Genomic DNA, 26533 nt, shown 5'->3' with positions numbered 1-26533 from the left:
GTGCCGGCAACGTACAATCCGGCCATGACCCGCGAACGGCTTACCTTCGTCATCGCCGCCTACAACGAGGCCCTGGCACTGCCGCTGCTGCATCCACGGCTGTGCGCGGTGCTCGACGGCATGCCCGACATCGACGGTCACATCCTCTATGTGGACGACGGCAGCCATGACCGCACCTGGGACGTGATCGCCGGGCTGGCCCAGGCCGATGCACGCGTATCGGCGCTGAAGCTGTCGCGCAACTTCGGCAAGGAAGCGGCGCTGACCGCCGGCCTGGATCTGGTGCACGAGGGTGCGGCGATGATCCTCGATGCCGACGGCCAGGACCCGCCGGAGCTGGTGCCGCAGTTCGTCGCGCGCTGGCGCGAAGGGCATGACAACGTCTATGGCACGCGCATGGCCCGCGATGGCGAGGCCTGGATCAAGCGGGCCACGGCAGCGATGTTCTATCGGGTGATGGGCCGCCTGTCGCGGACACCGATTCCGGCCGATACCGGGGACTTCCGCCTGCTGTCACCGCGCGCGCTGAACGCCCTGCGCGGGATGCGCGAGCGCCACCGCTTCATGAAGGGACTTTTCAGCTGGGTGGGATTCAAGCGGATCGCCGTGCCCTACCACCGCCACGCACGTGTGGCCGGCAGCAGCAAGTTCAGCCTGTGGCGGCTGTGGAATTTCGCCCTCGAAGGCATCACCGGGTTCTCGACCGTGCCGTTGCGGGCGGCGACCTACCTCGGGCTGGCAACCGCGGCCGTCGCTTTCGTGTTCGGCCTGTGGGTGATCGTGAAGGCGGCGCTGTATGGCGACCGGGTGGCGGGCTGGCCGACGATGATGGCGGTGATCCTGTTCCTGGGCGGCGTGCAGCTGATCGCGCTTGGCCTGATCGGCGAGTACCTGGGGCGGCTGTACGAGGAGTCCAAGCAGCGGCCGTTGTACCTGGTTGACGCCTGGCTAGCATCGTCCGTGGCAGACTCGGTCCCGCAACCCACCCTGGGAGGGCAGGCAGATGACCACGGTACGGCAACTGTTGGACGGCAAGTCTCCTGAAGTACATGCGGTCGCGCCGGATGCGGCGGTGATCGATGCGATCCGGTTGATGGCGGAAAAGGGCATCGGTGCGGTGCTGGTGATGGACGGCCCGCGGCTGGTGGGAATCCTGTCCGAGCGTGATTACGCGCGCAAGATCGTGTTGCGTGATCGCTCTTCGCGCGATACGGCGGTGGCAGAGATCATGACGTCGCAGGTGGTGACGGTGTCGCCGGGCGAGCAGGTGGAGCATTGCCTGCAGTTGGTGACCGATTATCGCATCCGCCATCTGCCGGTCGTGGAGGGCGCGCAGGTGCTGGGGGTGATCTCCATCGGCGACCTGGTGAAGTCGGTGATCGATGCGCAGCGGCGGGAGCTGGATCAACTGCAGCAGTACATCGTTGCCGGGTGAGGGTGTCGCTGGCGGGCCTGCGGCCCGCCGGTCCGCTTTTCGAAGCTCAAAGCCACAGCCAAAGCCAAAGCAGCGCCTTCCTGATACGTTGGGAGGCGGAGGGTGCGGCTGGACAGGACACGCCGTAAACCCATCCATGGGGGCTCGATCGGCGCATCCATGCGCCTCACGGTCCTGCCCAGCCGCACCCTCCGCCTCTGGACACGTTCCTGCGAGCGCGGTGCGCACATGCGTGGTGGCTCGCCTTTGGTAGCCGCCAACCTTGGTTGGCAACAGCTTTTGACTGTGCTTTTTTCTTTTGACTTTGAATTTCGCTCTCGTTCCGCGCGCGCAGGAAGCTGTCCGCAGCCGGAGCAAGGCGGCAGGCAGGACCGTGAGACGCATGGATGCGCCGACCGAGCCTACAGGGACGTATTTACGGCGTGTCCTGCCTGTCGCCTTGCTCCGGCTCTACGCGCGGGAAAAGAGGCGCCGCGAACAACGCTGTAACCCTACTTCGCATACTGCCCACCGCAGTCGGCATCCTTGCCCGGCCCCAGCTCGATCGTCGCCAGCAGCGCCGCCGGCGGGGCGATGCTGCCCAGTGCCAGGGCCACCGCTCCGCGGATGCCCAGCGCTTTGAAGTCCGGGCGGAACGACGGGTCCTTGAACGTGCCGGCAACGTGCAGCGGCGAGCGCAGTACCAGGATGCTCCTGTCCTTCGGGCGCGGCTTCAACAGCAGGTCCAGGGTTTCGTCGCGCAGGCTGACGGTGCCTTCGCCGATGAGGATCGTGTCGGTGGTGTCCACCGCCAGCGCCTGGCTGGTCATCAGGCCGTCGCGCACACCGAAGTCGGCGAAGGCGCAGCGCAGAGGAATCTGCTTGTCGCCGGTCACCAGGAACTTCAGCGATTCGGTGATGTCCAGGCCGGCCAGCTCCATCACCAGGTTGCCGACATGGCCACGGCCCATCGCCAGGCCGACCTCGCCGCTGCTGCTGCCGAGCATTGCGGCGATCGAATTGCCGCGGCCACTCAGGTCCACCTCACCGCCGATGCCGCCCTTGGCCTGTTCGGCCAGCTTGGCATCGGGGAACAGCTGGCCCAGCTGAACGCCGCGCACGCTCGCCTTCAGCGCAGTGCTGATCTGCGGCTGGCGTGCGTCCATGCGGATGGTGCTGCGGATATCGCCGCCGGCGACGCCGAAGTTCAGCGGGGCCAGCCGCAGCACCCCGTCATCCAGCAGCAGATGGGCGTCCATGTCGTCCAATGGCAATGACGGTGCGTTGATGCGGTGGGCCTTCCAGCGCACATCGGCATCCATCGCACGCAGCTTGCCGAGGTTGTAGGGCGTGTCCGGAAGCACGCGCGCGCGCGCGGCCACCCGCGCGGCTTCGGCCTTCTGCTCCGCATTGGCGGTTTCGCCGCCGCCGGTCTTCGGTGGCGCGCCGACGAAGCCGGCCAGGTCATCGAAGTCCAGGCGCCTGGATTCCAGCGTCGCGGTCAGCCGTGGACGGTCGCGGCCCACCTCGAACTGAAGACTGCCACCGAGGTCGCTGTCGCCCACCTTGCCGGTGAAACCGTCGTAACGCCAGACGTCGTGGTCGCGCTTCAGGCGTCCGTTCAGCGCGTAGGGCGGCGAGGGCGGGATGGCGATGCCGAGCAATGGGTAGAGATCGGCCAGGTCCTGGCCACTGAGCGCGAACTGCAGGTCGAACACCCGCAGCTGGAACGGATTGGTCAGCGTGCCACTGGCCACCGCGTGGGTAGCGCCGGCGCGGCCGTCGAGGTGGATGCGGAACGGGTGGTCGCTGTTGGTCAGTTCCAGCGGTGATTCGGTTCCGCCCTGCAGGGTGAACGGGTTGCCCTGCCAGTGGCCCTTGCCCTGCACCAGCAGCGGCGGCGAGGCATCGGCCTGCTTCGGCTGGCCGCTGCGCACGCCCACGCGGATGTCGGTACGGCCCGGTGCGTCGAGGAACTGCAGCCGGCCGTCGTCGATGCGCAGGTGCTTGAGCTGCGGGCTGGTGCCGCCAGCGCTGTCACCGAGGAAGTCCCAGTTGCCCGGCTCGCCCTTGCGTGGGGCGGTTTCCAGCAGCACGTCCGGTCGGGTCAAGCGCACTTCCGGCAGTTGCACGCTGCCGCGCAGCAGGGGCCACACGCGCACGTCGATCTCGACGCGGTCGGCCGTGGCCATGTTCGGCTGCTTCGCCCAGGCGGCATTGGCGAAGGTGATCGCATCGGCACGGATGGTGCTGGTCTGGCCGAGGTCGACATCCAGATGGCCGATGTGCAGTGCACGGCCGGTACGGGCCTGCACGGCGCGCTCGACCGGGCCTTTGAACCAGTTCCAGTCCCACAGCGCGATCAGCACCAGGATCGCCGCGAGCAGGAAGATCAGCAGCGTCAACCAGCGCCGGCCTCGCGGGCCGGGGCGGCGGAGGCGCCAGCGGTTCGTGCGCTTTGCGGCAGGGGAGGCGGCGGCATTCACGCTGCCATGGTTGCCCCCTCATCGTGGACGGGGCGCGAAGCGTCCATGTGCGCGGCGTGCACGCGCCGCGCACGGGCCAGTGCTACAGCACCTGCATGGTCACCGCGACGAAGTGGCAGACGCTGCCGCCGATCACGAACAGGTGCCAGATCGCGTGCGAATAGGGGATCGATTCGCGGTGATAGAAATAGGTGCCCAGCGTGTACGACAGGCCGCCGGCCAGCAGCCAGCCCAGCGTCCAGCCGTCGATCGAGGCCAGCATCGGCTTGACCGCCACGATCACCAGCCAGCCCATGGCCACGTAGATGGCAGTGGACAGGCGCTTGAAGCGACCGGTGTAGAACAGCTTGAACACCACGCCGGCCAGGGCCAGGGTCCAGATCGCGGCGAACAGGCCCCAGCCCCACGGGCCGCGCAGGCCGATCAGGGTGAACGGGGTATAGGTGCCGGCGATCAATACGTAGATTGCGCAGTGGTCGAACACCTTCAGGCGGCCCTTGGCGACCGGGTGCTGGATGGCGTGGTACAGGGTGGACGCGGTGTACAGCAGCAGCAGTGCGATGCCGAACACGATGGCGCCGGCCAGCTGCCAGCCATCGCTGTAGATTGCGGCCAGGGTGATCAGCACCGCGCCGGCGCCCAGGGCGAGCACGGCACCGAGGCCGTGGGTCAGGGCGCTGGCGATTTCTTCGCGGATCGAAGCAACGGAAGTCGTGGACATGGCGTAGGCATCGTTCGCGGGGAGGGGGACCCGCGCCCCTCTATCATCGCCGCGATGGGCGGCATGTGCACGCCCGTCACCGTATGGTGGGTGAATCCCTGCGTTGCGACGGCGGGGTCAGAGCCCTTTCCTTGCGGAAAGGGATCCGACCCCGTGGCATCAGCCTGCCGAAACGGTGTGCGCCGCTTCGCGTGTGGCCGAGAAACGCACATCCGGCGAGCGTTCCTGGGCCAGCTGCAGGTTGACCCGGGTCGGAGCGAGGTAGACCAGGTGACCGGCCGCATCCAGGGCCAGGTTCAATGCGTTCTTCTCGCGGAATTCTTCCAGCTTCTTCTCGTTGCTGCAGTGGACCCAACGCGCGGTGGTCACGCTGACCGGCTCGAAGGTGGCTTCCACGCCGTACTCGTCCTTCAGGCGGTAGGCCGCCACGTCGAACTGCAGCACGCCGACGGCACCCAGGATCAGGTCGTTGCTGGTGAGCGGGCGGAAGAACTGGGTCGCGCCTTCCTCGGACAGCTGGGCCAGGCCCTTCTGCAGCTGCTTGAGCTTGAGCGGATCACGCAGGCGTGCGCGGCGGAACAGTTCCGGGGCGAAGTTGGGAATGCCGGTGAAGGTCACCGCTTCGCCTTCGGTGAAGGTATCGCCGATGGAGATGGTGCCGTGGTTGTGGATGCCGATCACATCGCCGGGCCACGCTTCGGCCGCGATCTCGCGGTCGCTGGCCATGAAGGTCAGCGCGTTGGCCAGCTTCATTTCCTTGCCGGTGCGCACGTGGAAGGTCTTCATGCCGGCGCTGAAACGGCCCGAACAGACCCGCATGAATGCCACGCGGTCACGGTGCTGCGGGTCCATGTTGGCCTGGATCTTGAACACGAAGCCGGTCAGCTTGTTCTCTTCCGGTGCGATTTCGCGGCCGGTGGTGGTTCGCGCCTGCGGCGACGGCGCATGCTCGACGAAGAAGTCCAGCAGCGGCTGCACGCCGAAGTTGTTCACGCCCGAGCCGAAGAACACCGGGGTCTGCTTGCCGGCGCGGTAAGCGTCCAGATCGAACGGATGGCTGGCGCCCTGCACCAGTTCCAGTTCGTCGCGCAGGTCGGCCAGCATCTGCGCACCGATCTTCTCGGCCAGGCCGGGCGCATCGATGGACGGGAAGATGGTCGAGTCCTGGCGGGTGAAGTTGCGACCCGGTTCGTACAGGTGCACTTCGCCGGTCAGCAGGTGAACCACGCCCTTCAGGCGCTGGCCCATGCCGATCGGCCAGGTGACCGGCGCGCACTGGATGCCGAGCACGGTCTCCACTTCATCCAGCAGCTCGATCGGGTCCTTGCCCTCGCGGTCGAGCTTGTTGATGAAGGTCATGATCGGGGTGTCGCGCAGGCGGCACACTTCCATCAGCTTGATGGTGCGCTCTTCCACGCCCTTGGCCACGTCGATCACCATCAGCGCCGAGTCCACTGCGGTCAGCACGCGGTAGGTGTCCTCGCCGAAGTCGGCGTGACCAGGGGTGTCAAGCAGGTTGACGATCTTGCCTTCGTACGGGAACTGCATCACCGAGGAGGTGACGGAGATGCCGCGCTCCTTTTCCAGCGCCATCCAGTCGGAGGTGGCGTGGCGGGCGGCCTTGCGGCCCTTGACCGAACCGGCCATCTGGATCGCGCCTCCGAACAGCAGCAGCTTTTCGGTCAGCGTGGTCTTGCCGGCGTCAGGGTGGGAAATGATGGCGAAGGTGCGGCGACGCGACGCTTCGTTGGCGACTTCGGACATGGCAGTGGCGCCCGCCCGGGGCGCTTTTCAAAGAGATAAGCGCCCGATTATACCGGCCGGGGCCGGTCAGCGCCCGATACCGCCGTCGGCCTCGCCGTGACGGGCGAACTGCAGCTGGCCCTGCCCGGCGAAGATGCGCACCGGCACTGAGCGCAGGCCCATGCCGCGGTTGACCTGGACCACGAAGTGCAGGTGCGGCGCAGTGCTGTAGCCGCTGTTGCCGGACAGGCCGATCGGTTGCCCGGCTCCCACCGCCTGGCCGCGGCGCACGCGCATGCCGCCGGCCTGGAGGTGGCCGTACAGGGCCATGCTGCCGTCGCTGTGCAGCACGCGGACGAAATTGGCACGGGCACCATCGCGCTCGCGGTCCTGGCCGTTGCCACGGAAGCCATCCTGGATCTGCATCACCGTGCCCTCGCGCGCGGCCAGCACCAGGGTGCCCTCCGGCAGTGCGAAGTCGACCGCGTCGCGGTTCTCCTCGTCGTCATGGCTGAATCGCCCCTGCGGCGCCTGGTCCACACGCAGGCGGGCCGCATCGAACGGCAGGCGATAGGCGACATCTTCGGCCCGCGCGGCCGGGTTGCCCGGCACCGACTGCAGGCGCAGATCCAGCATGCGGCCATCGATCGGGGCGGGCAGGCGGCCGACCACCAGGCTGCTGTCGCCTTGGATCAGCGACTCGACCGGGAGGCCTTCGACCGGGTGTCCGGGGGCGGCGCGCAGCTGGATCTGCAGCGGCCCTGCCAGCCCGTTGTCGATCCGCGCCTGCCATTGCGTACCGACCGGCTGCAGGCGCAACCGGGCCATGGGGGCGGCGCCCTCGGCACTGCCTGCGCGCGTGGCACGGGCGGAAGGGGGAGCCAGTCCCCAGCCCTGGCGCCAGTCGCTGGCGTGTGCGGTCGCGCTCGCCAGCAGAGGCAACAGCAGGCAGGACAGGGGCAGGCGCGGCATCGGCGTTTCCAGCGAGAGGACCGCCGGGACTGTACCCGATCCTGAACGGGGCGACCGGGACGGCCCTCGCAGAGTGATCCTGAAAATATCTATCGCTTTATCCGAATGAAGGGATTGACAGTGCCGGAAAGGGCTGGCATCGTGGCTCCACCATCGAGACCGGCAGAGGGACAGGCCCTTTGAAGCCGGGGCAGCCCGCAGGCGCGCAAGCGTCTGCGTAGGTGCCAAATCCTGCGGGGACCGTGGCGTCCACCGAAAGATGGTTCGAACCATGCACCCCACGTGCATCTCGAACGCGGGCCCCGCGAAGGCTCGATGGCCGATTCCCCAACCGGATCCCGCCATGAGCTTCGCCGCCAGTACCGCGCTTCGCCCCGAACCCTTTGTCCCCGTCAGCGTGCCGGTCGCAGACCGCGTGCACGCCGAGCGCGGTGAGTTCGCCGCGGTGCTGTCGATGCGTCATGCAGGCCCCAGCCCGGTGCGCCTGCGCTATGAGTGGGTCGGCCCGGCCAACGCGCCGGTGGTGGTGCTGGCCGGTGGCATTTCCGCGCATCGCCACGTGGCGTCCAACGCACAGTTCAGCGAGAAGGGCTGGGCCGAGGACCTGGTGGGCAGCGGCCGTGCGCTGGATCCGCAGCAACTGCGCGTGCTGGCCTTCGACTTCATCGGTGCCGACGGTGCGCTGGATGTGCCGATCGATACCGCCGACCAGGCCGATGCGCTGGCGCTGCTGCTGGACCATCTCGGCATCCGCACGCTGAAGGCCTTCGTCGGCTATTCGTATGGCGCGCTGGTCGGCCAGCAGTTCGCGATCCGCCACCGCAGCCGCGTGCGCCAGCTGGTGCTGGCCAGCGGTGCGCATCGCCCGCACCCGTATGCCGCCGCCTGGCGTGCACTGCAGCGCCGCGCGGTCGCGCTTGGCCAGCTGCAGTGCGGTGAAGACCACGGCCTGGCCCTGGCCCGGCAGTTCGCCATGCTCAGCTACCGCACGCCGGAAGAGTTCGGCGAGCGCTTCGACGCCGCGCCGGAGGTGATCAATGGCCGCGTACGCGTGGCCGCCGAAGACTACCTCGACGCCGCCGGCGCACAGTACGTCGCGCGCACGCCGGTGACCGCCTACCTGCGGCTGTCCGAATCGATCGACCTGCACCGTGTCGACCCCGCCGCGATCCTGCCGCCGACCGTGGTGGTGGCCGTGGAGGGCGACCGCCTGGTGCCGCTGGCCGACCTGGTCGGCCTGGTCGAAGGGCTGGGCCCGCGCGGCAGCCTGCGCGTGCTGCGTTCGCCCTATGGCCACGACGCCTTCCTCAAAGAAACCGATCGCATCGACGCGATCCTCGCCACCGCCTTCCGCACCTCTGGAGAGTCCGCATGAGCCTGCACGCCAACGAGCCGTCCTGTAGTCGCACCACTGCCGCCGTCCGTGCGGGCATCGATCGGGACACCGCGCATGGCGCGGTCACGCCGCCGATCGTGCTGTCGTCGAACTTCAGCTTCGAAGGCTTCGGCAACAAGCGCCAGTACGACTACACGCGCAGTGGCAACCCGACCCGAGACCTGCTGGGTGAAGCGCTGGCGGAACTGGAAGGCGGCGTCGGTGGTGTGGTCACCGCCACCGGCATGGGTGCAATCAACCTGGTGCTGAACGCACTGCTGCAGCCGGGCGATACCCTGGTGGTGCCGCACGATGCGTACGGCGGCAGCTGGCGCCTGTTCAATGCGCTGGCCAGGAAGGGCCACTTTGAACTGGTCACCGCCGACCTGACCGATCCGCGTGCACTGGCGCAGGCGTTGGCCACCCAGCCGAAGCTGGTGCTGGTGGAAACCCCGTCCAACCCTCTGCTGCGCATCACCGACCTGCGCTTCGTCATCGATGCCGCGCACAAGGCCGGCGCACTCGTGGTGGTCGACAACACGTTCCTGTCGCCAGCGCTGCAGCAACCGCTGTCGTTCGGTGCGGACCTGGTGCTGCATTCCACCACCAAGTACATCAACGGCCACAGCGATGTGGTGGGCGGGGCAGTGGTCGCGCGTGATCCGGCACTGCACGAGCAGCTGGTGTGGTGGGGCAACGCGCTGGGCCTGACGGGTTCACCGTTCGATGCCTTCCTGACCCTGCGTGGCCTGCGCACGCTGGATGCGCGCCTGCGCGTGCACCAGGAAAATACCGCCTCGATCGTCGCCCTGCTGGACCGGCATCCGGCGGTCGGCACGGTGTACTACCCGGGCCTGGCCGAACATCCCGGCCATGCCATCGCCGCACGCCAGCAGAACGGCTTCGGTGCGATGCTGTCGTTCGAGCTTGCGCACTGCGCCGGTGAAGATCCGCACGCGGCAGTGCGCGCATTCGTGGATGGCCTGCGTTGCTTCACCCTGGCCGAATCACTGGGCGGCGTCGAAAGCCTGATCGCGCATCCGGCCACCATGACCCATGCGGCGATGACCGCCGAAGCGCGCGCCGCTGCCGGCATCAGCGAAGGCCTGCTGCGCCTGTCGGTCGGTATCGAGGCCGAGCGTGACCTGCTGGCCGATCTCGGCGCGGCGCTGCAGCGCGCCGAGGTCGTGATCGATGCGGCCGCACGCCGCAAACAGGTGGTGGATGCATGAGCGCGCTCGCCGCCGACATTCCTGCGCTGGGCGTCGGACGCCTGGCGCTGCTGGGCACTGGCACGGTCGGCTCGGCCTTCGTGCAGCGTTACCAGGCATTGCGGGCGCGTGGGCTGGAACTGCCCAGCGTGCAATGGCTGGCCAACTCGCGCACTGCGCTGGAGATTGATCGTGACCTGGCGTTGCCGCTGGAACTGGCTCGACGTGCGCCACGCGATGGCCAGAGTTCGCCGGCGTGGGCCAGCACCGAAGGGCTGGAGCGTGGCGATGTGGTGGTCGATGCCACCGCCAGCGAAGACGTGGCCGCACGTCACGTGCAGTGGCTGGCGCGCGGCGTGCATGTGGTGACCGCCAACAAGCTGGGCCGTGGTGCGCAGCTCGCACGCGCGCAGGCGATTGCCGAAAGCTGCGCAGACAGTGGTGCGCGCTATGGCGACAGCGCCACCGTCGGCGCGGGCCTGCCGCTGCTGAGCAGCCTGCGCGCGCTGGTGGCCGGTGGCGATCACATCCATGCCATCGAGGGTGTGCTGTCCGGTTCGCTGGCGTGGCTGTTCCATCGTTACGACGGCCAGTCGCCGTTCTCGGCGGCGGTGCGCGAGGCGCTGGCGGCCGGCTATACCGAGCCGGATCCACGGCTTGACCTGTCCGGCGAGGACGTGCGGCGCAAGCTGCTGATCCTGGCCCGCAGCAGCGGGCTGGCGCTGGATGCTTCGCAGGTGCAGGTGGATTCACTGGTACCTGAATCGCTGGCCGCGTTGCCGCTGGAGGGCGCAGTGGCTGCGCTGGAGCAGCTGGATGCGCCGCTGCAGGCGCGTTGGCAGCAGGCACGCGAAAACGGCCGCGTGTTGCGTTTCGTCGGCCGCGTTGACGGTGAGGGTGCGCAGGTGGGCCTGCGCGAGCTGCCGGCTGATCACCCGTTGGCGCAGGGTGCCGGGACCGACAACCGCGTCGCCATCCACAGTGATCGCTACCGTCGCCAGCCGCTGTTGATCCAGGGCCCGGGTGCGGGCGCGGAAGTCACCGCCGCCGCGTTGCTGGATGACGTGCTGCGGATCGTCGGCTGAGCGCACAGTTCTTGTAGAGCCGAGCCCATGCTCGGCTGCTACTGGCGAGATCCCCTCCTGCTGGATGAGCCGAGCATGGGCTCGGCTCTACAGGGGAGGGCTGCCGTTCAATGCGCCTTCAAGGACTTCAGCAACGCCGCGTTGAACTGCTTCGGGTCCTGCACCAGCGGCGAGTGGCCCAGTTCGGCGAACTCGACCAGCGTGGCGCCGGGAATCGCTGCGGCTGCCGCCTTGCCGAGCGCTGGATAGTTGCCCAGCGTCGCCTTCACCGCTGGTGGCGCCAGGTCGCGGCCGATCGCGGTGCGGTCCTTCTGGCCGATGAACAGCGTGGTCGGCACCTGCAGGTTCTTCAGTTCATAGACCACCGGCTGGTTGAACACCATGTCCGAGGCCAGCGCCTGGCTCCATGCAACGGCCTGCTTGCCCGGGCCTTCATACATGCCTGATTGCATGCGTGCCCAGGGTTCGTACGCCGGCTTCCACGTGCCGTCGTAGTACACGTCCAGCTGGTAGCGGCGGATGCTGTCATAGCTGGCTTTCAGTTCGCCGGCATACCATGCGTCCACGCTGCGCCACGGCACGCCGAGTGCCTTCCAGTCCTCCAGCCCGATCGGATTGACCAGCGACAGGCTGCGCAGGTCCTGCGGGTACATCAGCGCGTAGCGCACCGCCAGCATGCCACCCATCGAATGACCGACCAGGTGCACCGGCACGTCGCCCAGTTGCAGCTGCAGCAGCAGGGCATGGGTGTTGGCTGCCAGCTGTGCGAACGTGTATTGGTAGCGCTCGGGCTTGCTGGATTTGCAGAAGCCGACCTGGTCCGGAGCGATCACCCGGTAGCCGGCGGCAACCAGCGGCTTGATCGATTCCTTCCAGGTGGCCGCACAGAAGTTCTTGCCATGCAGCAGCACCACCACGCCGATCGGAGTCTTCTTCGGTGCGATGTCCAGGTAGGCCATCTCCAGCGGCTGCCGCTGCGACTCCAGTGCGAAGGTCTTCACCGGATAGCCGTAGTCGAAGCCCTCCAATCGCGGGCCGTAGGTAGGCGCGGCGAGGGCCGGCAAGGGCAGGAGGGCGAGCAGGGCTGCCAGGGGCATGCGCATCGATCAGAACCGGTTGGAGGATTCCCGCGAGCCTAGCGGCAATTCGATGGCGATGCATTGACGGCGCGCACGTCCTCGAATGGTCCTGCACCAGTCGCGGGCAAGTGCGAGGTGAGCGGTCACACGTCGTCAGGTTCTCGTTGCGGCAATCGGATCGGTCCTAGCAGCAACGGCGTTCGAAGTGTCTAGGATCATGCGTGGATCATCATCGATGAGGGGCCATGATCGAGACTCAAGAGGTTGCACTGCGCGTCATCGTGCTGGAAGGCGACGAGTTCGTTCGCGACTGCTTGCTTCTTTCCCACTTGCGTGTGCACGGATTCGACGTTGCCGGCAGCGCGACTGTGGCCGGACTGGAGGCGCTGATGGAAGTGCGCCACGCCGATGTCGTGGTCCTGGCCGTCGACCTGCCGGATGGCGACGGCTTCAACGTGGTGCACCTGCTGCGCCAAAGGCATCCCGCACTGGGCGTGGTGATGCTTACCGGTCGGCAGGGCACGACGGATCGCGTGCGCGGCCTTGTGCAGGGCGCAGACGCCTATCTGACCAAGCCGGTGGATATCAATGTCCTGGTGGCGACGCTGTACAGCCTGGGGCGGCGCCTGCAACAGCAGAATTCGCCCGAGGCGGAACGCTACTGGCGGCTGGATCCCGGCGCGTGGCGTCTGCTGCCCCCGCGTGGTGGCGGCATCTCGCTGACACGCAGTGAGCGCGCACTGCTCCGCAATCTGTTCGCCCAGCCGGGTGATGTGGTGCCGCGCGAACACTTGATCGCCGCACTCACCCCGGACGTGTTCGATTTCGACCCGCATCGACTGGATTCTCTGATCCATCGCCTGCGTCGGAAAGTGCGTGCTGCGTGCGGTGGCCCATTGCCGCTGACCACGGTGCATGGCGAGGGCTACGTATTCAATCCCTGGGGATCGCACAATCGCTGACGCATGACGGGTGCATCGTCTGATGCGTGCTGATGCGTCCGTTTGCGTGCTGCCTGCTGCGGTGAGATTACGGTGAGGAATGAGTGAGTTGGTGTGCGTGACTGCTGGTTGAACGAGCGGTAGGTTCATCGTGCCGGTGAGGCCGCCTGCGCACTGCGACAGTCCGCCCTCCGGCCTGAAGTTTCGACGTCCCTGGTCCCAGAAGGTGCGGGCAGCTGCCCATGCGCCGACGGGATTGCTTTGCCGCACGTTTCAGGAGAGAGGTACGCATGAACAGGATTTTCCGTCGGGTATGGAATCGCGCGCTGGGCCAGCTGGTGGTGGGCTCCGAACTGACCCATCGCAGCGGACGTGCCGGTGCACGCAAGCTGCGTCCCATGGTGGGTGCCGGCGCGATGCTGCCGATGCTGGCACTGGCCGCGCCGCCCACGCTTTCACCGCAGGCGCTGCTCTGCGCGCCGACTGATCTGGTGTGCCTGGTCGAATCGGCGCTGGGCGATTCCTACTTGAAACTCAACGGTGCCGGTGATGGCAGTGATGACGCGATCGCCAGCGGTGAAGCGGCAATCGCGCTGGGCGTGAATACCCGCGCGACCGGCAACGCGAGCACTGCGGTCGGCTCGCTGGCACAGGCCATCGGCGTGGGCGCTACTGCGTTCGGCGAAAGTGCGGCAGCCATTGCCGATGCGGCTACCGCAATCGGGCAGGGCGCACTGGCGGCCGGACTCGGCAACACCGCGCTGGGGGCGGGTGCTGAAGCGACAGCCGACCAGGCGGCGACGGCGCTGGGTGCCTTGAGTCTGGCCGAAGGCCAGGGCTCCACCGCCATTGGGGGTGACGCCCAGGTCTACGGTGCCGGTGGCCTGGCCGCCGGTTTCAACGCCGGCACCAACGGCGAAGCCGGCGTGGCACTGGGCGCGCGTTCACGCGCATTGGGCGGCGACTTTGCCGTGGCTGTCGGCGCTTATGCCGGCGCAGTGGGTGAAGGTGCCACCGCCTTGGGGGCGGCCAGCATCGCCGAAGGCGAGCGCAGCACGACGGTGGGTTTCCAAGCCGAAGCGAATGGCGAGGGCGCCACAACGGCGGGTGCAGACAGCCGTGCGCTGGGGGCTTCAGCTGCCGCGTTCGGCAGCGCAGCGTCAGCGGTTGCCGACGATGCCACCGCGCTGGGTGCCACAGCGCTGGCTGCCGAGCAGGGCAGTGTTGCGGTGGGTAGTGCGGCCACGGCACTGGGTAACCGCTCCGTAGCGGTGGGCTATGGCGCCGTGGCTGCGGGCGCCTCGTCGGTGGCCGCAGGCGAATCCGCCGATGCTGAGGGTGCTGGCGCCGTCGCCGTGGGCGTAGGCACGCAGGCCAGCGGATATGCCGCTGCGGCACTGGGGGCCCAGGCCCAGGCGACTGGCAACTCATCACTGGCGCTGGGCGTGCAGTCGGTGGCAGCGGGGCCGGCAGCAGTGGCGCTGGGTTGGAATTCGGTCAGCAGCGGTGACTTCTCCACGGCCCTGGGCCCGGCAGCGTATGCGTCCGGTGCGGGCGCGCTGGCGGCTGGCATGGCTGCCAGCGCGGAAGGTTTCCGGGGCATTGCTCTGGGTTACGCCGCCGAGGCGGGTGGCGACAGCAGCGTCGCCATTGGCGGCCAGTCCACCTGTGAGCGCTTCTGCATCCCCTTCACTACGCAGGCGCAGGGACTCAACAGCGTTGCGCTGGGTGCCGGCGCCATCGCCTCTGGCAATCACGCGACGGCGCTGGGCGCGTTGTCGTTCGCCAGTGGCGACAACAGTATTGCGTCCGGCGCGAACGCCCTTGCCGAGGCTGCGGACAGTGTGTCGCTGGGCGTCAATTCGCGTGCCACGGTGTCCGGTGCGGTCGCGCTCGGTGCAGGCTCGGTCGCAGATCGTGCCAATGCGGTCTCGGTGGGCAACAGTGGCACGCAGCGGCAGATCATCAATGTGGCTGCTGGCACCGAGGGCACCGATGCGGTCAACGTTGATCAGCTCAATGAAGTGAAGACACAGGCGGGGAACGTGCGGTTTGTTGCGGTGGATGCAGCGACCGATGGCAGCGCCGATGCGGTCGCGATCGGTGACGACGCCACGGCCATCGGCAGCAGTGCATTTGCTGATGGTGAGGGCAGCTTCGCTGCTGGCCAGCAGGCCAATGCGCTCGGTGCCGGCGCGATCGCACAGGGCGCTCAGTCGCTGGCGATGGGCGATGCCGCGATCAGTCTCGGTTCGCTGAGCACGGCCACGGGGCACAACGCCATCGCCATCGGCCAAGGCGCTTCAGCGCTTGATGACTCGAATACTGCAGTCGGCGGAACCTATATGGGCCTGGTCAACAACCAGCCGGTCGTGCAGGCGACCAGTGCCAGCGGTCAGGGCGCATCGGCCTTCGGTGCGGGTTCGCAGGCTGCCGGTGGCTGGTCCACGGCGGTGGGGGCAACTGCTTCGGCGGGGGGCGGGCAGGCGACTGCAGTGGGCTTCAACGCCAAGGCCGATGCCGGCCTCGGTGTTGCAATCGGCGCATACAGCAATGCGGCAACCAGTTGGAGCACTGCCATCGGCTACGCGGCACTCGCCTCCGGCGAATCGGCCCAGGCGTTCGGCTGGAACGCACGTGCCTCCGGTGACAACGCGACAGCACTGGGCTACGCCGCCAGCGCGGGCGGGAACTACACCAACGCCATCGGCATGTACGCCGAGGCGGGGGGATTTGCCTCCAACGCGGTCGGCACTTTCGCCGAAGCCAACGGTGCATTTGCCACTGCGCTGGGTTACGGCGCCGAGGCGAACAGCTGGGGCGCCAATGTCCTGGGTGCCAGTGCCACCGCCAGTGCCGACTACGCGGTGGCGATCGGCAATGACGCGACGGCGTCAGCGGCCGGTTCGGTGGCGTTGGGCCAGGGCTCGGTGGCAAACCGCGCCAACAGTGTGTCGGTGGGCAGGGCGGGCCGCGAACGGCAGATCACCCACGTCGCTGACGGTAGTGACGCCACCGATGCGGTGAACAAGCGCCAGCTCGAAGCTGCCATCGCCGATGTGGGGGGCGAGCTGGGAGACCTGACCGCCAACGCCGTGCGCTATGACAGCACCGACAAGGACAGCCTGAGCCTGGAAGGCAGCGACGGGACCCGCCTGCACAATCTGAAGGCAGGTAGGGCAGGCACCGATGCAGTGAACGTGCAGCAGCTCGACAGCGTTGCGCAGGCATTGGGTGGCGGCGCCGGCATGGATGGCAACGGCATGCTGATTGGGCCCGCCTATTCGGTGCAGGGCGTCCGCTTCGGCAACGTGAGCGGTGCGATCGGCGCATTGGATTCGGCGCTGAGTGGGCTGGATTCCCGGGTCGGTGCGCTGGAAGGAGGCAGCGGCCCCGGCGGTGAGGGTAGTACGCGTCCCCCCGTCGGCACTGGCGGTGGCCTGGCAGTGGGCGAGGGCTCGCTGGCCAAGGACGCCAACGACACTGCGATCGGCAACGGTTCGCAGGTAGGCGCCGACAACAGTACTGCCGTGGGCAGCAACAGCCAGGTGGCTGCGAAGGCACAGAACGCTGTTGCTGTTGGCGCCGACAGCAGGGTCACTGGTGCCGGCGGCACCGCGTTGGGCCAGGGTGCCGTCGCATCGGCCTCGGGATCAGTGGCCATCGGCCAGGGGTCGATGGCCGACGAACCCAACGCGGTGTCGATGGGCAGCGCCGGCAACGAGCGTCGTGTCACCAACGTGGCAGCTGGCACCCGCGATACCGACGCGGCCAATGTCGGCCAGATGAAGGCAGGCAACGCAGACACGCTTGCCTCGGCCAGGAGCTACACCGATTCGAAGTTCAACGGCCTGGATGATCGCTTCACCGAGGTCACCCGCGAAATCGACCAGCGGCTTGGACAGCAGGACCGACGCATCGACCGGCAGGGCGCCATGGGTTCGGCGATGCTCAACATGGCCATCAACGCCGGCGGCAGCCGCAGCCCGCGTGGGCGCATTGCCGTCGGTGCCGGCTGGCAGAACGGCGAACAGGCCCTGTCCATCGGCTATGGCAAGCAGATCGGCGAGCGCGCCAGTTTCAGCCTTGGCGGCGCGTTCAGTGGTAGCGAACGTTCGGCGGGTGTCGGCTTCGGCATCGATCTGTAATCCCCATGCCGCCCACCCAACCGGTAGGCGGCTTTCATGCACTGCATTTGTTCCTGGAGAGAAACATGAAAAAGCAGCTTCCGTTGCATGCCGGCCTGTTGGCTGGTGCTGTGGCCCTGGGCCTGACTTCGATCTCGGCGCCGGCCGCCACGCCACTTCCTCTGCAGCCGGCCAGGATTGTCGGCCCGCTGAAGCCCCTGACATCGGTGGCGAATGATCGCTTCATCGTGAAGTTCAAGCCGGGCATGGCCGATGCACGCGACCGTCGTTTCGCCGATGGGGTGCTGGCAGCGGCGATGGCACGCAGCCTGCCGGCCCGCGCAGGCGCAGCGCCGACGCTGAAGGTCCAGCGCCGTACCGGCCTCGGCGCCGAAGTGGTCTCCGTTTCACGCCCGCTGTCTTCCGATGAAAGCGCACGCCTGCTTGAGCAGCTCCGCCTGGACCCGGCGGTGCAGTACGCTCAGATCGATCGCCGCATGTATCCGCTGCAGAGCCTGCCAGACGACCCTCGCCTGCCGTCCCACCAGTGGGACATGCTGAACACGATCGGTGGCATCCACGCACCGGGCGCCTGGGCTGAAAGCACCGGCGAGGGCGTGGTGGTATCGGTGCTGGATACCGGCATCCTGCAGCATCCGGACCTGGATGCGAATGTGATTGCTGGCTATGACATGGTATCGCTGGCGGGCGAACAGGGCGGCGTCGGATCCGGCGATGGCGACGGCCGTGATGCCGATCCGCATGACCCGGGCGACTGGAGTGATGGTTCCTACTGTGGTGTTGGCACCAGCAGCTGGCATGGCTCGCATGTGGCCGGTACGGTGGCCGCAGTGGCCAACAATGCGCTGGGCATCGCGGGTGCAGCCTATGGTGCCAAGGTGCAGCCGGTACGCGTGCTGGGCACCTGCGGTGGTACCAGCTCGGACGTGGCCGACGGCATTTACTGGGCCGCCGGTGGGCATATCGATGGCCTGCCGGACAACCCGACGCCAGCCGACGTGATCAATCTCAGCCTGGGCGGCTTCGGTGCCTGCAGCGAGGACCCTGAAGCGCAGGCGGCCATCGACTATGCACGCAGCCGTGGTACCACGGTGGTGGTCGCCGCTGGCAATTCGAACATCGATGCCGCCGGCTTCTCGCCTGCCAGCTGCAAGGGCGTGATCAACGTCGGCGCGACCAACTACGTGGGGGGCCGTGCGGGCTACAGCAACTATGGTGCGTCGGTCACCGTCGCTGCGCCGGGCGGCGAAATCGACAGCGGGCCGGCACCGGCCCGCGGCGCCATCTGGTCCACCATCGATGCCGGCACCCAGGCGCCGCTCGGCCAGCCGGTGCTGGGCGGTTACCAGGGTACTTCTATGGCTGCGCCGCACATCGCAGCCATCGTGGCATTGATGCAGTCCGCTGCAGTCGAGGCCGGCCGGGGGCCACTGACCCCCGACCAGGTGCGTGACATCCTGGTGGCGTCGGCGCGTCCGTTCCCGCAGCCCCCGGAAGACGGCAAGCCGATCGGCGCCGGCATTGCCGATGCCCATCGCGCGGTCCTGCTGGCTCAGGGCAAGCCGTTGCCGGCACTGCCGATTCCCGAGCTGCAGAACGGCATCCGTCTGGACGGCCAGAGCGGCGTGAACGGGCAGTCGCTGCTGTTCGCCATCAACGTGCCGGCGGGGGCGACCACGCTCAATCTACGCACGCTGGGTGGTTCCGGCGATGTCAGCCTGTATGCGGCACGGGGTGCAGCACCCGACGTTGGCAGTGCGCCGTACAGCTCGCGCCGTGCGGGCTCTACCGAGGTGATCGTGGTCAGTCGACCACAGGCAGGGACCTGGTATGTGCGCGTGGTGGGCGAAAGCACCTTCCGCAACGTGTCGGTGCTGGGCCTGGCGCGCTGATTCACGCCGCGCTTGAAAGACAAAGGGCGGCCCGATGGCCGCCCTTTGCCTGTTTCGGCAGGGTGCAGCGAATCAGCACTCGATGACGTTCACCGCCAGGCCACCGCGGCTGGTTTCCTTGTACTTGTCCTGCATGTCGCGGCCGGTATCGCGCATGGTCTTGATCACCTTGTCCAGCGACACCTTGTGCTTGCCGTCGCCACGCATCGCCATGCGCGAGGCATTGATCGCCTTCACCGCGCCCATCGCGTTGCGTTCGATGCACGGAATCTGCACCAGGCCACCGATCGGGTCGCAGGTCAGGCCCAGGTTGTGTTCCATGCCGATTTCTGCGGCGTTCTCGATCTGGCTGGGGTTGCCACCCAGTGCCGCGACCAGGCCGCCGGCCGCCATCGAGCAGGCCACGCCAACCTCGCCCTGGCAGCCCACTTCGGCGCCGGAAATCGAGGCGTTTTCCTTGTAGAGGATGCCGATCGCCGCCGAGGTCAGCAGGAAGTCGAACACGCGCTGTTCGTTCGCGCCAGGGCAGAAGCGGTCGAAGTAGTGCAGCACCGCCGGCAGCACACCGGCCGCACCGTTGGTCGGCGCGGTCACCACACGGCCACCGGCCGCGTTCTCCTCGTTCACGGCCAGCGCGTACAGGTTGACCCAGTCCAGCGTGGTCAGCGGGTCGCGCATCGCCGCTTCCGGCTTCGACGACAGCTCGCGGTACAGCGCCGGTGCACGACGGCCCACCTTCAGGCCACCCGGCAGCACGCCTTCCTCGCGGATGCCGCGCGCCACGCACGACTGCATCGCACTCCAGATCTCGCGCAGCTGCGCGCGGATCTCGTCTTCGCTGCGCCAGCACTTCTCGTTCTCGAACATCAGCTGGGCAATGCTCAGGCCGCTGCGCGCGGTCTGCGCCAGCAGCTCATCGCCGCTCTTGAAGGGGTAGGGCAGCGGGGTCTCGTCGGGCACGATGCGATCATCGGCCGCGTCGTCCTGGTTGACCACGAAGCCGCCGCCCACCGAGTAGTAGTCGCGGGTGGCGATCACTTCGTCGTCGGCGTTGTAGGCAGTGAAGCGCATGCCGTTGGTGTGGTACGGCAGCTTCTGGCGCTTGTTCATGCCGAGGTCGCGCTTCTCGTCGAAGGCGATCTCGTGCTGGCCCATCAGCTGGATGCGCTTGCTGCTGCGGATGCGCTCCAGCGTGGCCGGAATGATGTCCGGGTCGATCAGGTTCGGCCGCTGGCCTTCCAGGCCCAGCAGGATCGCCTTGTCGGTACCGTGGCCGCGGCCGGTCAGTGCCAGCGAGCCATAGACATCGGCGCGGATGCGCGCGACCTCGTGCAGGCGACCCGGGTCGAGCAGCCAGCGATGGATGAATCGCTCGGCGGCCTTCATTGGCCCGACGGTGTGCGAGGAGCTCGGGCCAATGCCGATCTTGAAAACGTCGAACGTGCTGACAGCCATGGTTGCCGTACTGCGGGTACCGGAAGAGATCGCTATTCTAGCGGTTCACGCCGCACTTCCATGGCTGCGGCGCAGCATTTCCGCCACGGGAGCCCGGCCGGTGTTGACCCTTATCCAACGTGACGATTGCCACCTGTGCGACATGGCCCTGGCCGAGCTGGCCAGGGCACGGGCGCCGGAGTTCGAATCGGTGTTCCTGGATGACCAGCCGGCGCTGGAGCCACGCTACGGCGCGCGGGTGCCGGTGCTGCGCGACGAGCGCGGTGACCGTGAGCTGGACTGGCCGTTCGACGCCGCCACGGTTCAGGCGTGGCTGGCTGAAAGCTCATTGTAGAGCCGAGCCATGCTCGGCTGACGCGCGCAGCGCGACCTGGACGGCAGCCGAGCATGGCTCGGCTCTGCAGGATGCGGCCGGGGCCGTGCCCCGGCCCATCGCTCATTTCGCGTCGAACTTCACGATCGTGCTGATCGCGGTTTCGTCCGGGATGGTCTTGGTGTCGGCCCAGTCACCGCCGCCGACGCCGAAGTCCAGGCGCTTGACCGTGGCCTTGCCGGTCAGCACCGGCTGGGTGCCCGGCTTCCAGGTGAAGGTCAGCGTGACCGGCTTGCTGACGCCGCGCAGTTCCAGTGTGCCATCGGCGGCGAACTGGTCGTTGCCCACCGCGCGGAAGCCCTTGGCGGTGTAGCGTGCGGTGGCGAACTTGCCAACATTGAAGAAGTCGGCACCCTGCAGGGTCGAATCGCGGTCGCTGTTGCCGCTCTTGGCACCGGCCAGCGGGATCACCACGTCCAGCGAGCCGGCGGCCGGGTTGGCCGGGTCGAAGCTGAGCTTGGTGGCGAAGCCCGGGAAGCTGCCGGTGAACACTTCGCCGTCGTACTTGGTGGCGAACACCAGGATCGAGCCGGCGCCGGGAGCCTGCGCGTAATCGGCAGCGAGTGCCGGAGCGGTGGCCAGCATGCCGGCCAGGGCGGCGGCCACGGCGGCCGGAGTGGTCAGTTTCAGGTTCATCGGTCAGTCCTTCTGAGGGGAGGCGAGCCAGCCGCGCGGCAACATGCGGGACAGCGTTGCATCGCGTTGGAACAGGTGGTGGTAGAAGGCAGCGCCGGCATGGGCCAGCACCACCGCGATCAACAGGCAGAAGCCGTATTCGTGGATGGCATGCGATACCGCGACAACCTGCGGGTCGGGACCGCTCAGCTTGGGCACGTCGACCAGGCCGAACCAGCGGAACGGGCGCAGGCCGCTGGCCGAGTCGTACAGCCAGCCCGACAGCGGGATGGCGAACATCAGCACGTACAGCAGCACGTGGGTGGCACTGGCGATGCGCTCCTGCCAGCTGGGCACGCCCGGCACCGGCTTCGGTGCACCGGCGTACAGGCGCCAGCCCAGGCGGAACAGCACCAGCGCCAGCACGGTGATGCCGATCGACTTGTGCGCGGTGTAGACCCAGAAGTACTTCGGGGTCTTGGGCAGTTCACCCATGGTCAGGCCGACCACGCCCAGGGCGAGGATCAGCAGTGCGATCAACCAATGCAGGATCTGGCTGACACTCCCCCAGGCGGCGGGGGTGTTCTTGGCGGTCATGAGGGGTCCTCTAGGGGGCCGTCTTGGGGTCGGAGTGCGGAACGGGAGCGGGAGTTCCCGGGGCGTCGCTGCGGTCGAGGGTGGCTTCAGCCTCGATCCTCAGCTGTACTGCATCACCGATGACGCCCGGCCAGGCGGTGATGCCGAACGCGCGCCGGCTCAGCGTGGTGCTGGCGGAAAAACCGGCGGTGCGTCGGAACGGGGGAAGCGGGTAGCGCTTGATGGCGTTGAGGGTCACATCCAGCGTGACTTCCTGGCTGACCCCGCGCAGGGTCAGCGTGCCGGACACGTGCGCGCGCCTGGCATCGATCGGCTCGACCATGGTGGAGACGAATCGCGCGGTCGGGAAACGCTCGCCGTCGAGCAGGCTGCGGGCCAACGTGGCCTGGTTCCACTTGGCATCACCAAGGTCCAGTCGCGACACCGGGATATCCACTTCCACGGTGGCGTCGCGCCAGTTGTCGGGATCGAACCGCACGCGCCCTTCGCTGCCCGATACCGTGCCCATGGCCTGCGAGTAGCCTGCGTGGTCGATCGAGAACAGCACCCGCGTGTGCACCGGATCGAGGCGATAGGTGTCAGCGGCCGCCCAGGCAGGGGCGGTGGCGAGCAGCATCGGCAGCAGGGCCAGGCAGGGACGCATCGATGGCGGGCTCCGGAAGGGGACGCTGCGATCATACGCACAGCCCCCTGCCAACGTTGCGTGCATGGGTGCAACAGTTCGTGGTGGTGCCGCCGCTGGAAACAGGCTGTTGCAGCCATGACCCCGGCCCTGTGTGACAATCGGCGCAGGACAGGGGGTTCAGGATGACGAGCGGCTGGCGCCTGTGGTGCCGTGGCATCGCAGGTATGGGACTGCTGCTGGTGGCGATGGCCACGGCGGCTGCGACCCTGCACATGGCAGAAACACCACGCCTGCGCCGCTTCGGTGCCGCCGAAGGCTTGCCGTCTCGCATGGTGGTGGCGCTGGCCGAGGATCGCCAGGGCCACGTATGGGCCGCCACCGATGGTGGACTCGCCCGCTATGACGGCAACAGCCTGCGGGTCTGGGAGCACGACCCGGAACAGCCGGGCTCGTTGCCAGGCAACGAGATCGAGACCCTGCTGATCGACCCGCTGGACCGGGTCTGGGTGGGCATCAATGGCAAGGGCGTGGCACGCCTGGATGCCGACCGCGAACGCTTCCAGACCTTCGATACGGTCAATTCCACCTGCCAGGGGCAGTTCTGGGCACTGGCCTATGTCGAAGACGCCTTGTGGATCGGGACCAACAACCATGGCGTCTGCCGTTTCGGCGAAGACGGCAGCGTGCGCCTCTACACCCATGATCCGGCGCACCCGGGTGGCCTGCCCAGCAACAGCATCTTCACCAGCCTGGTCGACGCGCGGGGCCGCCTGTGGGTCGGCACTGAAGCCGGTGTGGCGCGTTGGAACGGCAGCGGCTTCGAGCCGGTGGCCGCGCGGGAACTGGGCAGGCTGAGCGTGCTCCGGTTGAGCCGTGATGCAGACGGTTCGATCTGGGTAGGCAGCCAGAACGATGGCCTCTACCGCATCGATGGGCAGGACCGGGTCAGTCGCCCGCGATGGGCCGACAGTGCCCAGCTGCGGTCGGCCCTGGTCCTGGCCGATCGCCAGGGGGGCTACTGGGCGGGTACCTCCGATGGCCTGTTGCGAGGGGATGCGGCGGCGTTGCGCCGCCTGGAGGGGGACCGCGGCAGCGGCTTCCTGACCGCGCACAGCGGTGTGCTTGACCTGCTGCAGGACCACGAGGGCGGACTGTGGGTGGCGTTGCTGACCCAGGGCCTGGCCTATCTGCCACCGGACTGGCGGCGCTTCTCGATCTGGAACCAGCTCGACGGCAAGCCCCTGGACAGCCAGTACCTGTTGAGCGCGGCCAGCGACGGGAAGAACTACTACGTCGGCTCGGCGCGAGGGGTGTACCAGCTCGATGCGCAGGGCACCCTGCGTCTGCTGGCCAGCGACCGGCAGCTCGGCAACGGCGTGGTGTGGTCGGTGCTGCCGCGCCCGGATGGTCGCCTGTGGCTGGGACGCGGCGGCCGCATCACCGTCTACGATCCGGCCACCGGCGCATTGCGTGACCTGCGGATCGATGGCAGTGCCGACCTGCGCCAGCGCATCGACCTGATGCGGCAGGCCCCTGATGGCACGGTGTGGGTGTCGGTGATGGGCCTGGACCTGCAGCAGCGCGATGCAGAGGGCCGGCTGCTGCACAGTCATCCGCTGGAACATTTCCGCGGAACGGCCGATGCGCCGATCGAGCAGATCCGCTTCGACGCCCATGGCCGGCCCTGGGTGATGGGCGACATGGGCATCTGGCGTGAGCAGGCCGGACGCTTCGAGGCAGTGCCCGGCGTGTCGCGCGGCCCGATCTACGATCTGGTATGGATCGATCCGCAGCAGTTGTGGCTGGCGCGCCAGGGCGCCTTCGAGCGCTACCAGTGGGATGGCATGAGCCTGCGCCTGATCCAGCGCATCGACGGCAGTGCGGGCGTGCCGCCGGTGACCATGGGGGGGCTGGCGCTGGCCGACAATGGCCAGCTCTGGGCCACGACGCCGCGCGGCCTGCTGCGGTGGGACCCGAAGACGCGGCGCCTGCAACAGTTCAACGAACGCGATGGCCTGTCCGATGCCGAGTTCACCGGTCGGCCACCTGCGGTGAATGCCGATGGCCGCGTGTTGGCGGTTACCCAGACCGGCCTGGTCGCCTTTGATGTGAATGCCGACGACACCGTGCTGCCGCCTTCATCGCTGGTGATCGCCGAAGTGCGTGTGCGGCGCGACGACGCACGCGGCTGGCAACCGCTGCCGCTCACCGGCACCCTGCTGCTGGGACCGGACGACCGCGATCTGCAGATCGATGCGCGGCTGCTGTCCTATGCCAGCCCGCAGGGCAACCGGTACCGCTTCCGCGTGCAGGGTTACGACCAGGATTGGGTGGAGCAGGGGGGCGATGGCCAGCGCACCCTGTCGCGGCTGCCGACCGGCCGCTATGTCATCGAGGTGCAGGCCGCGACTGCCCGGGGCACGTGGACGCCTTCGCAGCAGTTGCAGGTGAAGGTGCTGCCGCCGTGGTGGCGCAGCGGCATGGCGATATTCGGCTACATCCTGCTGGGGTCGTTGCTGCTGGTGGTTCTGGTCTGGTCGATCCGCGCGCGGTTGCGCCGCCGCCAGCAATGGCAGCTGACGGTGCACAAGCAGCAGCTGGCCGAGCAGGCCTCGCAGGCCAAGAGCCGTTTCCTGGCCACGCTGGGCCACGAAGTCCGCACGCCGATGACCGGCGTGCTGGGCATGAGCGAACTGCTGCTGGCGACCCCGCTGGATCCGGTGCAGCGCGGCTACGCCGGGTCCATCCAGCAGGCCGGCAGCCATCTGCTGCGGCTGGTCAACGATGCCCTGGATCTGGCCCGGATCGAAGCCGGGCGGCTGGAGCTTGACCTGCGCCCGTTCGATCTGGGGGAGCTGCTGGACCAGGTGCAGGGCCTGATGCAGCCGATGGCGCAGCAACGCCAGCTGGTGTTCCAGCGCGGCGAAGACCCGCCCGGGCCGATCAGTGTCAGTGGCGACGAGATGCGCGTGCGCCAGATCCTGCTGAACCTGCTCGGCAACGCGATCAAGTTCACCGAGCGCGGCCACGTCGGCCTGGCCGTACGCCTGGAAGAAAAGGGCGGCCTGTGTTTCGAAGTCCATGACAGCGGCCCGGGCATCAACGCCGAGCAGCAGCAGCGCCTGTTCCATCGTTTCGAACAGGCCGACGGCCCGCGTACCGCGTCGCGCTACGGCGGCAGTGGCCTGGGGTTGGCGATCTGCCAGGAACTGGCGGTGGCGATGGGGGGGCGCATCGAAGTGGACAGCCAGCCTGGCAAGGGCGCGCGGTTCCGCGTGCGCCTGCCCCTGCCCTGGACGCGCCAGGCCGCCAACAGTGCAGGCGACGTGGCGGCCCTGCCGGAACTGCCGCCGCTGCGCATCCTGCTGGTCGAGGACGATGCCACGGTGGCCGAGGTCATCGCCGGCCTGCTGCGCGTGCGCGGGCATGAGGTGGTCCACGTGCTGCATGGCCTGGGCGCGCTGTCGGAGATCGCCACCGATGGTTTCGACGTCGGCCTGCTCGATCTCGATCTGCCCGCGCTGGATGGTACGGCCATCGCCCGCCAGCTGCGCACCATGGGCTATGAACTGCCGCTGGTGGCGGTGACCGCCCGTTCCGATGCCTATGCCGAAACCCAGGTGCTGGCCGCAGGCTTCGATGGCTTCCTGCGCAAGCCGGTGACCGGCGACCTGCTGGTAACGGCCATCGCCCAGGCGCGCGCGAAACGACAGGCGACTGCGTGACGACGCCGACGCCGGGCGTGAACGGCGCGACTTTCGGTTTACCATGCCGACGCCCGCAGCGCGGGAATCATCAGGA

General features: G+C 67.9%; 19 protein-coding genes and 1 riboswitch. Of the genes, 10 read left to right on the top strand and 9 right to left on the bottom strand.

Annotated features, from left to right (window positions below):
- Positions 1 to 24: 24 nt before the first annotated feature.
- Both AB839_RS07465 and AB839_RS07460 read left to right on the top strand, forming a co-directional pair.
- Positions 25 to 1044: a glycosyltransferase family 2 protein gene (locus tag AB839_RS07465; protein ID WP_005418406.1), complete on the top strand. Its 1020-nt coding sequence runs from the start codon at positions 25 to 27 to the stop codon at positions 1042 to 1044.
- Positions 1004 to 1435, top strand: a complete 432-nt coding sequence (locus tag AB839_RS07460; protein ID WP_005418405.1) for a CBS domain-containing protein — start codon at positions 1004 to 1006, stop codon at positions 1433 to 1435. Before AB839_RS07465 ends, AB839_RS07460 begins: the two co-directional genes overlap by 41 nt.
- 491 nt (positions 1436 to 1926) lie before the next feature.
- Here AB839_RS07460 and AB839_RS07455 read toward each other — a convergent pair whose 3' ends face one another.
- The 4 genes from AB839_RS07455 to AB839_RS07440 all read right to left on the bottom strand — a co-directional run bounded on the left by AB839_RS07455 (position 1927) and on the right by AB839_RS07440 (position 7336).
- Complete coding sequence (locus AB839_RS07455; RefSeq protein WP_061478881.1) at positions 1927 to 3900, bottom strand: AsmA family protein; 1974 nt, start codon at positions 3898 to 3900, stop codon at positions 1927 to 1929.
- A gap of 82 nt (positions 3901 to 3982) precedes the next feature.
- Positions 3983 to 4621 (bottom strand): hemolysin III family protein, encoded by a 639-nt coding sequence (locus AB839_RS07450; RefSeq protein ID WP_005418403.1) that lies wholly within the window; start codon positions 4619 to 4621, stop codon positions 3983 to 3985.
- Between the two features lie 159 nt (positions 4622 to 4780).
- Positions 4781 to 6385, bottom strand: coding sequence for a peptide chain release factor 3 (locus tag AB839_RS07445; protein WP_049415910.1), 1605 nt, complete (start codon positions 6383 to 6385; stop codon positions 4781 to 4783).
- A 66-nt stretch (positions 6386 to 6451) separates the two neighbouring features.
- The gene (locus tag AB839_RS07440) at positions 6452 to 7336 is read right to left on the bottom strand and encodes a M23 family metallopeptidase (protein ID WP_061478880.1); all 885 of its coding nucleotides are present in this window, start codon (positions 7334 to 7336) and stop codon (positions 6452 to 6454) included.
- A 147-nt stretch (positions 7337 to 7483) separates the two neighbouring features.
- A riboswitch (SAM riboswitch) is annotated at positions 7484 to 7602 on the top strand.
- A gap of 77 nt (positions 7603 to 7679) precedes the next feature.
- On the opposite strand from AB839_RS07440, the gene AB839_RS07435 reads away from it, so the two are divergent.
- The 3 genes from AB839_RS07435 to AB839_RS07425 are packed head-to-tail and all read left to right on the top strand — an operon-like array spanning position 7680 to position 11007.
- Complete coding sequence (locus AB839_RS07435) at positions 7680 to 8711, top strand: homoserine O-succinyltransferase (RefSeq protein ID WP_061478879.1); 1032 nt, start codon at positions 7680 to 7682, stop codon at positions 8709 to 8711.
- Positions 8708 to 9943 carry an O-succinylhomoserine (thiol)-lyase gene (locus AB839_RS07430; protein ID WP_061478878.1) on the top strand — a complete coding sequence of 412 codons (1236 nt, stop codon included), beginning with the start codon at positions 8708 to 8710 and terminating at the stop codon, positions 9941 to 9943. The genes AB839_RS07435 and AB839_RS07430 overlap by 4 nt, the downstream gene beginning before the upstream one ends.
- Entirely contained in the window at positions 9940 to 11007 is a 1068-nt protein-coding gene (locus AB839_RS07425; protein ID WP_061478877.1) for a homoserine dehydrogenase, read from the top strand. The genes AB839_RS07430 and AB839_RS07425 overlap by 4 nt, the downstream gene beginning before the upstream one ends.
- A gap of 107 nt (positions 11008 to 11114) precedes the next feature.
- Here the strand turns inward: AB839_RS07425 and AB839_RS07420 are convergent, their stop codons facing one another.
- Positions 11115 to 12110 carry an alpha/beta hydrolase gene (locus AB839_RS07420; protein WP_061478876.1) on the bottom strand — a complete coding sequence of 332 codons (996 nt, stop codon included), beginning with the start codon at positions 12108 to 12110 and terminating at the stop codon, positions 11115 to 11117.
- A 221-nt stretch (positions 12111 to 12331) separates the two neighbouring features.
- On the opposite strand from AB839_RS07420, the gene AB839_RS07415 reads away from it, so the two are divergent.
- The 3 genes from AB839_RS07415 (at position 12332) to AB839_RS07405 (ending at position 19067) form a co-directional block, all read left to right on the top strand.
- Positions 12332 to 13048 carry a response regulator transcription factor gene (locus AB839_RS07415; protein ID WP_061478875.1) on the top strand — a complete coding sequence of 239 codons (717 nt, stop codon included), beginning with the start codon at positions 12332 to 12334 and terminating at the stop codon, positions 13046 to 13048.
- Positions 13049 to 13317: 269 nt separating this feature from the next.
- On the top strand, positions 13318 to 17175 hold the full coding sequence (locus AB839_RS07410; protein WP_061478874.1) for an ESPR-type extended signal peptide-containing protein: 3858 nt from the start codon (positions 13318 to 13320) through the stop codon (positions 17173 to 17175).
- Between the two features lie 65 nt (positions 17176 to 17240).
- Complete coding sequence (locus tag AB839_RS07405) at positions 17241 to 19067, top strand: S8 family peptidase (RefSeq protein ID WP_061478873.1); 1827 nt, start codon at positions 17241 to 17243, stop codon at positions 19065 to 19067.
- A gap of 72 nt (positions 19068 to 19139) precedes the next feature.
- Here AB839_RS07405 and AB839_RS07400 read toward each other — a convergent pair whose 3' ends face one another.
- Positions 19140 to 20522 carry an L-serine ammonia-lyase gene (locus AB839_RS07400; RefSeq protein ID WP_049415888.1) on the bottom strand — a complete coding sequence of 461 codons (1383 nt, stop codon included), beginning with the start codon at positions 20520 to 20522 and terminating at the stop codon, positions 19140 to 19142.
- Positions 20523 to 20622: 100 nt separating this feature from the next.
- On the opposite strand from AB839_RS07400, the gene AB839_RS07395 reads away from it, so the two are divergent.
- On the top strand, positions 20623 to 20856 hold the full coding sequence (locus tag AB839_RS07395; protein ID WP_061478872.1) for a glutaredoxin family protein: 234 nt from the start codon (positions 20623 to 20625) through the stop codon (positions 20854 to 20856).
- A gap of 102 nt (positions 20857 to 20958) precedes the next feature.
- On the opposite strand, the gene AB839_RS07390 is transcribed toward AB839_RS07395, so the two are convergent.
- From AB839_RS07390 to AB839_RS07380, 3 genes are read right to left on the bottom strand one after another with little or no spacing between them, the layout of a single operon-like run.
- On the bottom strand, positions 20959 to 21531 hold the full coding sequence (locus AB839_RS07390; protein WP_021202032.1) for a YceI family protein: 573 nt from the start codon (positions 21529 to 21531) through the stop codon (positions 20959 to 20961).
- A 3-nt stretch (positions 21532 to 21534) separates the two neighbouring features.
- Entirely contained in the window at positions 21535 to 22107 is a 573-nt protein-coding gene (locus AB839_RS07385) for a cytochrome b (protein ID WP_061478871.1), read from the bottom strand.
- A 10-nt stretch (positions 22108 to 22117) separates the two neighbouring features.
- On the bottom strand, positions 22118 to 22750 hold the full coding sequence (locus AB839_RS07380) for a YceI family protein (RefSeq protein WP_061478870.1): 633 nt from the start codon (positions 22748 to 22750) through the stop codon (positions 22118 to 22120).
- A 164-nt stretch (positions 22751 to 22914) separates the two neighbouring features.
- Between AB839_RS07380 and AB839_RS07375 the strand changes: the two genes are divergently transcribed.
- Positions 22915 to 26457, top strand: coding sequence for an ATP-binding protein (locus tag AB839_RS07375; protein WP_061478869.1), 3543 nt, complete (start codon positions 22915 to 22917; stop codon positions 26455 to 26457).
- The last annotated feature ends 76 nt before the right edge of the window (positions 26458 to 26533 follow it).

The organism is Stenotrophomonas sp. DDT-1, assembly GCF_001580555.1.
Lineage (GTDB): Bacteria > Pseudomonadota > Gammaproteobacteria > Xanthomonadales > Xanthomonadaceae > Stenotrophomonas > Stenotrophomonas sepilia.
Note: the sequence above shows the minus strand (reverse complement) of the source record. Positions and strands in the feature narration are given on the sequence as shown.

Coding starts and splice junctions, on each gene's coding strand:
- AB839_RS07385 (WP_061478871.1), bottom strand. CDS start 22,107: ATGACCGCCAAGAACACCCCCGCCGCCTGGGGGAGTGTCAGCCAGATC.
- AB839_RS07400 (WP_049415888.1), bottom strand. CDS start 20,522: ATGGCTGTCAGCACGTTCGACGTTTTCAAGATCGGCATTGGCCCGAGC.
- AB839_RS07380 (WP_061478870.1), bottom strand. CDS start 22,750: ATGCGTCCCTGCCTGGCCCTGCTGCCGATGCTGCTCGCCACCGCCCCT.
- AB839_RS07390 (WP_021202032.1), bottom strand. CDS start 21,531: ATGAACCTGAAACTGACCACTCCGGCCGCCGTGGCCGCCGCCCTGGCC.
- AB839_RS07410 (WP_061478874.1), top strand. CDS start 13,318: ATGAACAGGATTTTCCGTCGGGTATGGAATCGCGCGCTGGGCCAGCTG.
- AB839_RS07440 (WP_061478880.1), bottom strand. CDS start 7,336: ATGCCGCGCCTGCCCCTGTCCTGCCTGCTGTTGCCTCTGCTGGCGAGC.
- AB839_RS07430 (WP_061478878.1), top strand. CDS start 8,708: ATGAGCCTGCACGCCAACGAGCCGTCCTGTAGTCGCACCACTGCCGCC.
- AB839_RS07375 (WP_061478869.1), top strand. CDS start 22,915: ATGACGAGCGGCTGGCGCCTGTGGTGCCGTGGCATCGCAGGTATGGGA.
- AB839_RS07435 (WP_061478879.1), top strand. CDS start 7,680: ATGAGCTTCGCCGCCAGTACCGCGCTTCGCCCCGAACCCTTTGTCCCC.
- AB839_RS07445 (WP_049415910.1), bottom strand. CDS start 6,385: ATGTCCGAAGTCGCCAACGAAGCGTCGCGTCGCCGCACCTTCGCCATC.
- AB839_RS07415 (WP_061478875.1), top strand. CDS start 12,332: ATGATCGAGACTCAAGAGGTTGCACTGCGCGTCATCGTGCTGGAAGGC.
- AB839_RS07460 (WP_005418405.1), top strand. CDS start 1,004: ATGACCACGGTACGGCAACTGTTGGACGGCAAGTCTCCTGAAGTACAT.
- AB839_RS07465 (WP_005418406.1), top strand. CDS start 25: ATGACCCGCGAACGGCTTACCTTCGTCATCGCCGCCTACAACGAGGCC.
- AB839_RS07405 (WP_061478873.1), top strand. CDS start 17,241: ATGAAAAAGCAGCTTCCGTTGCATGCCGGCCTGTTGGCTGGTGCTGTG.
- AB839_RS07450 (WP_005418403.1), bottom strand. CDS start 4,621: ATGTCCACGACTTCCGTTGCTTCGATCCGCGAAGAAATCGCCAGCGCC.
- AB839_RS07420 (WP_061478876.1), bottom strand. CDS start 12,110: ATGCGCATGCCCCTGGCAGCCCTGCTCGCCCTCCTGCCCTTGCCGGCC.
- AB839_RS07425 (WP_061478877.1), top strand. CDS start 9,940: ATGAGCGCGCTCGCCGCCGACATTCCTGCGCTGGGCGTCGGACGCCTG.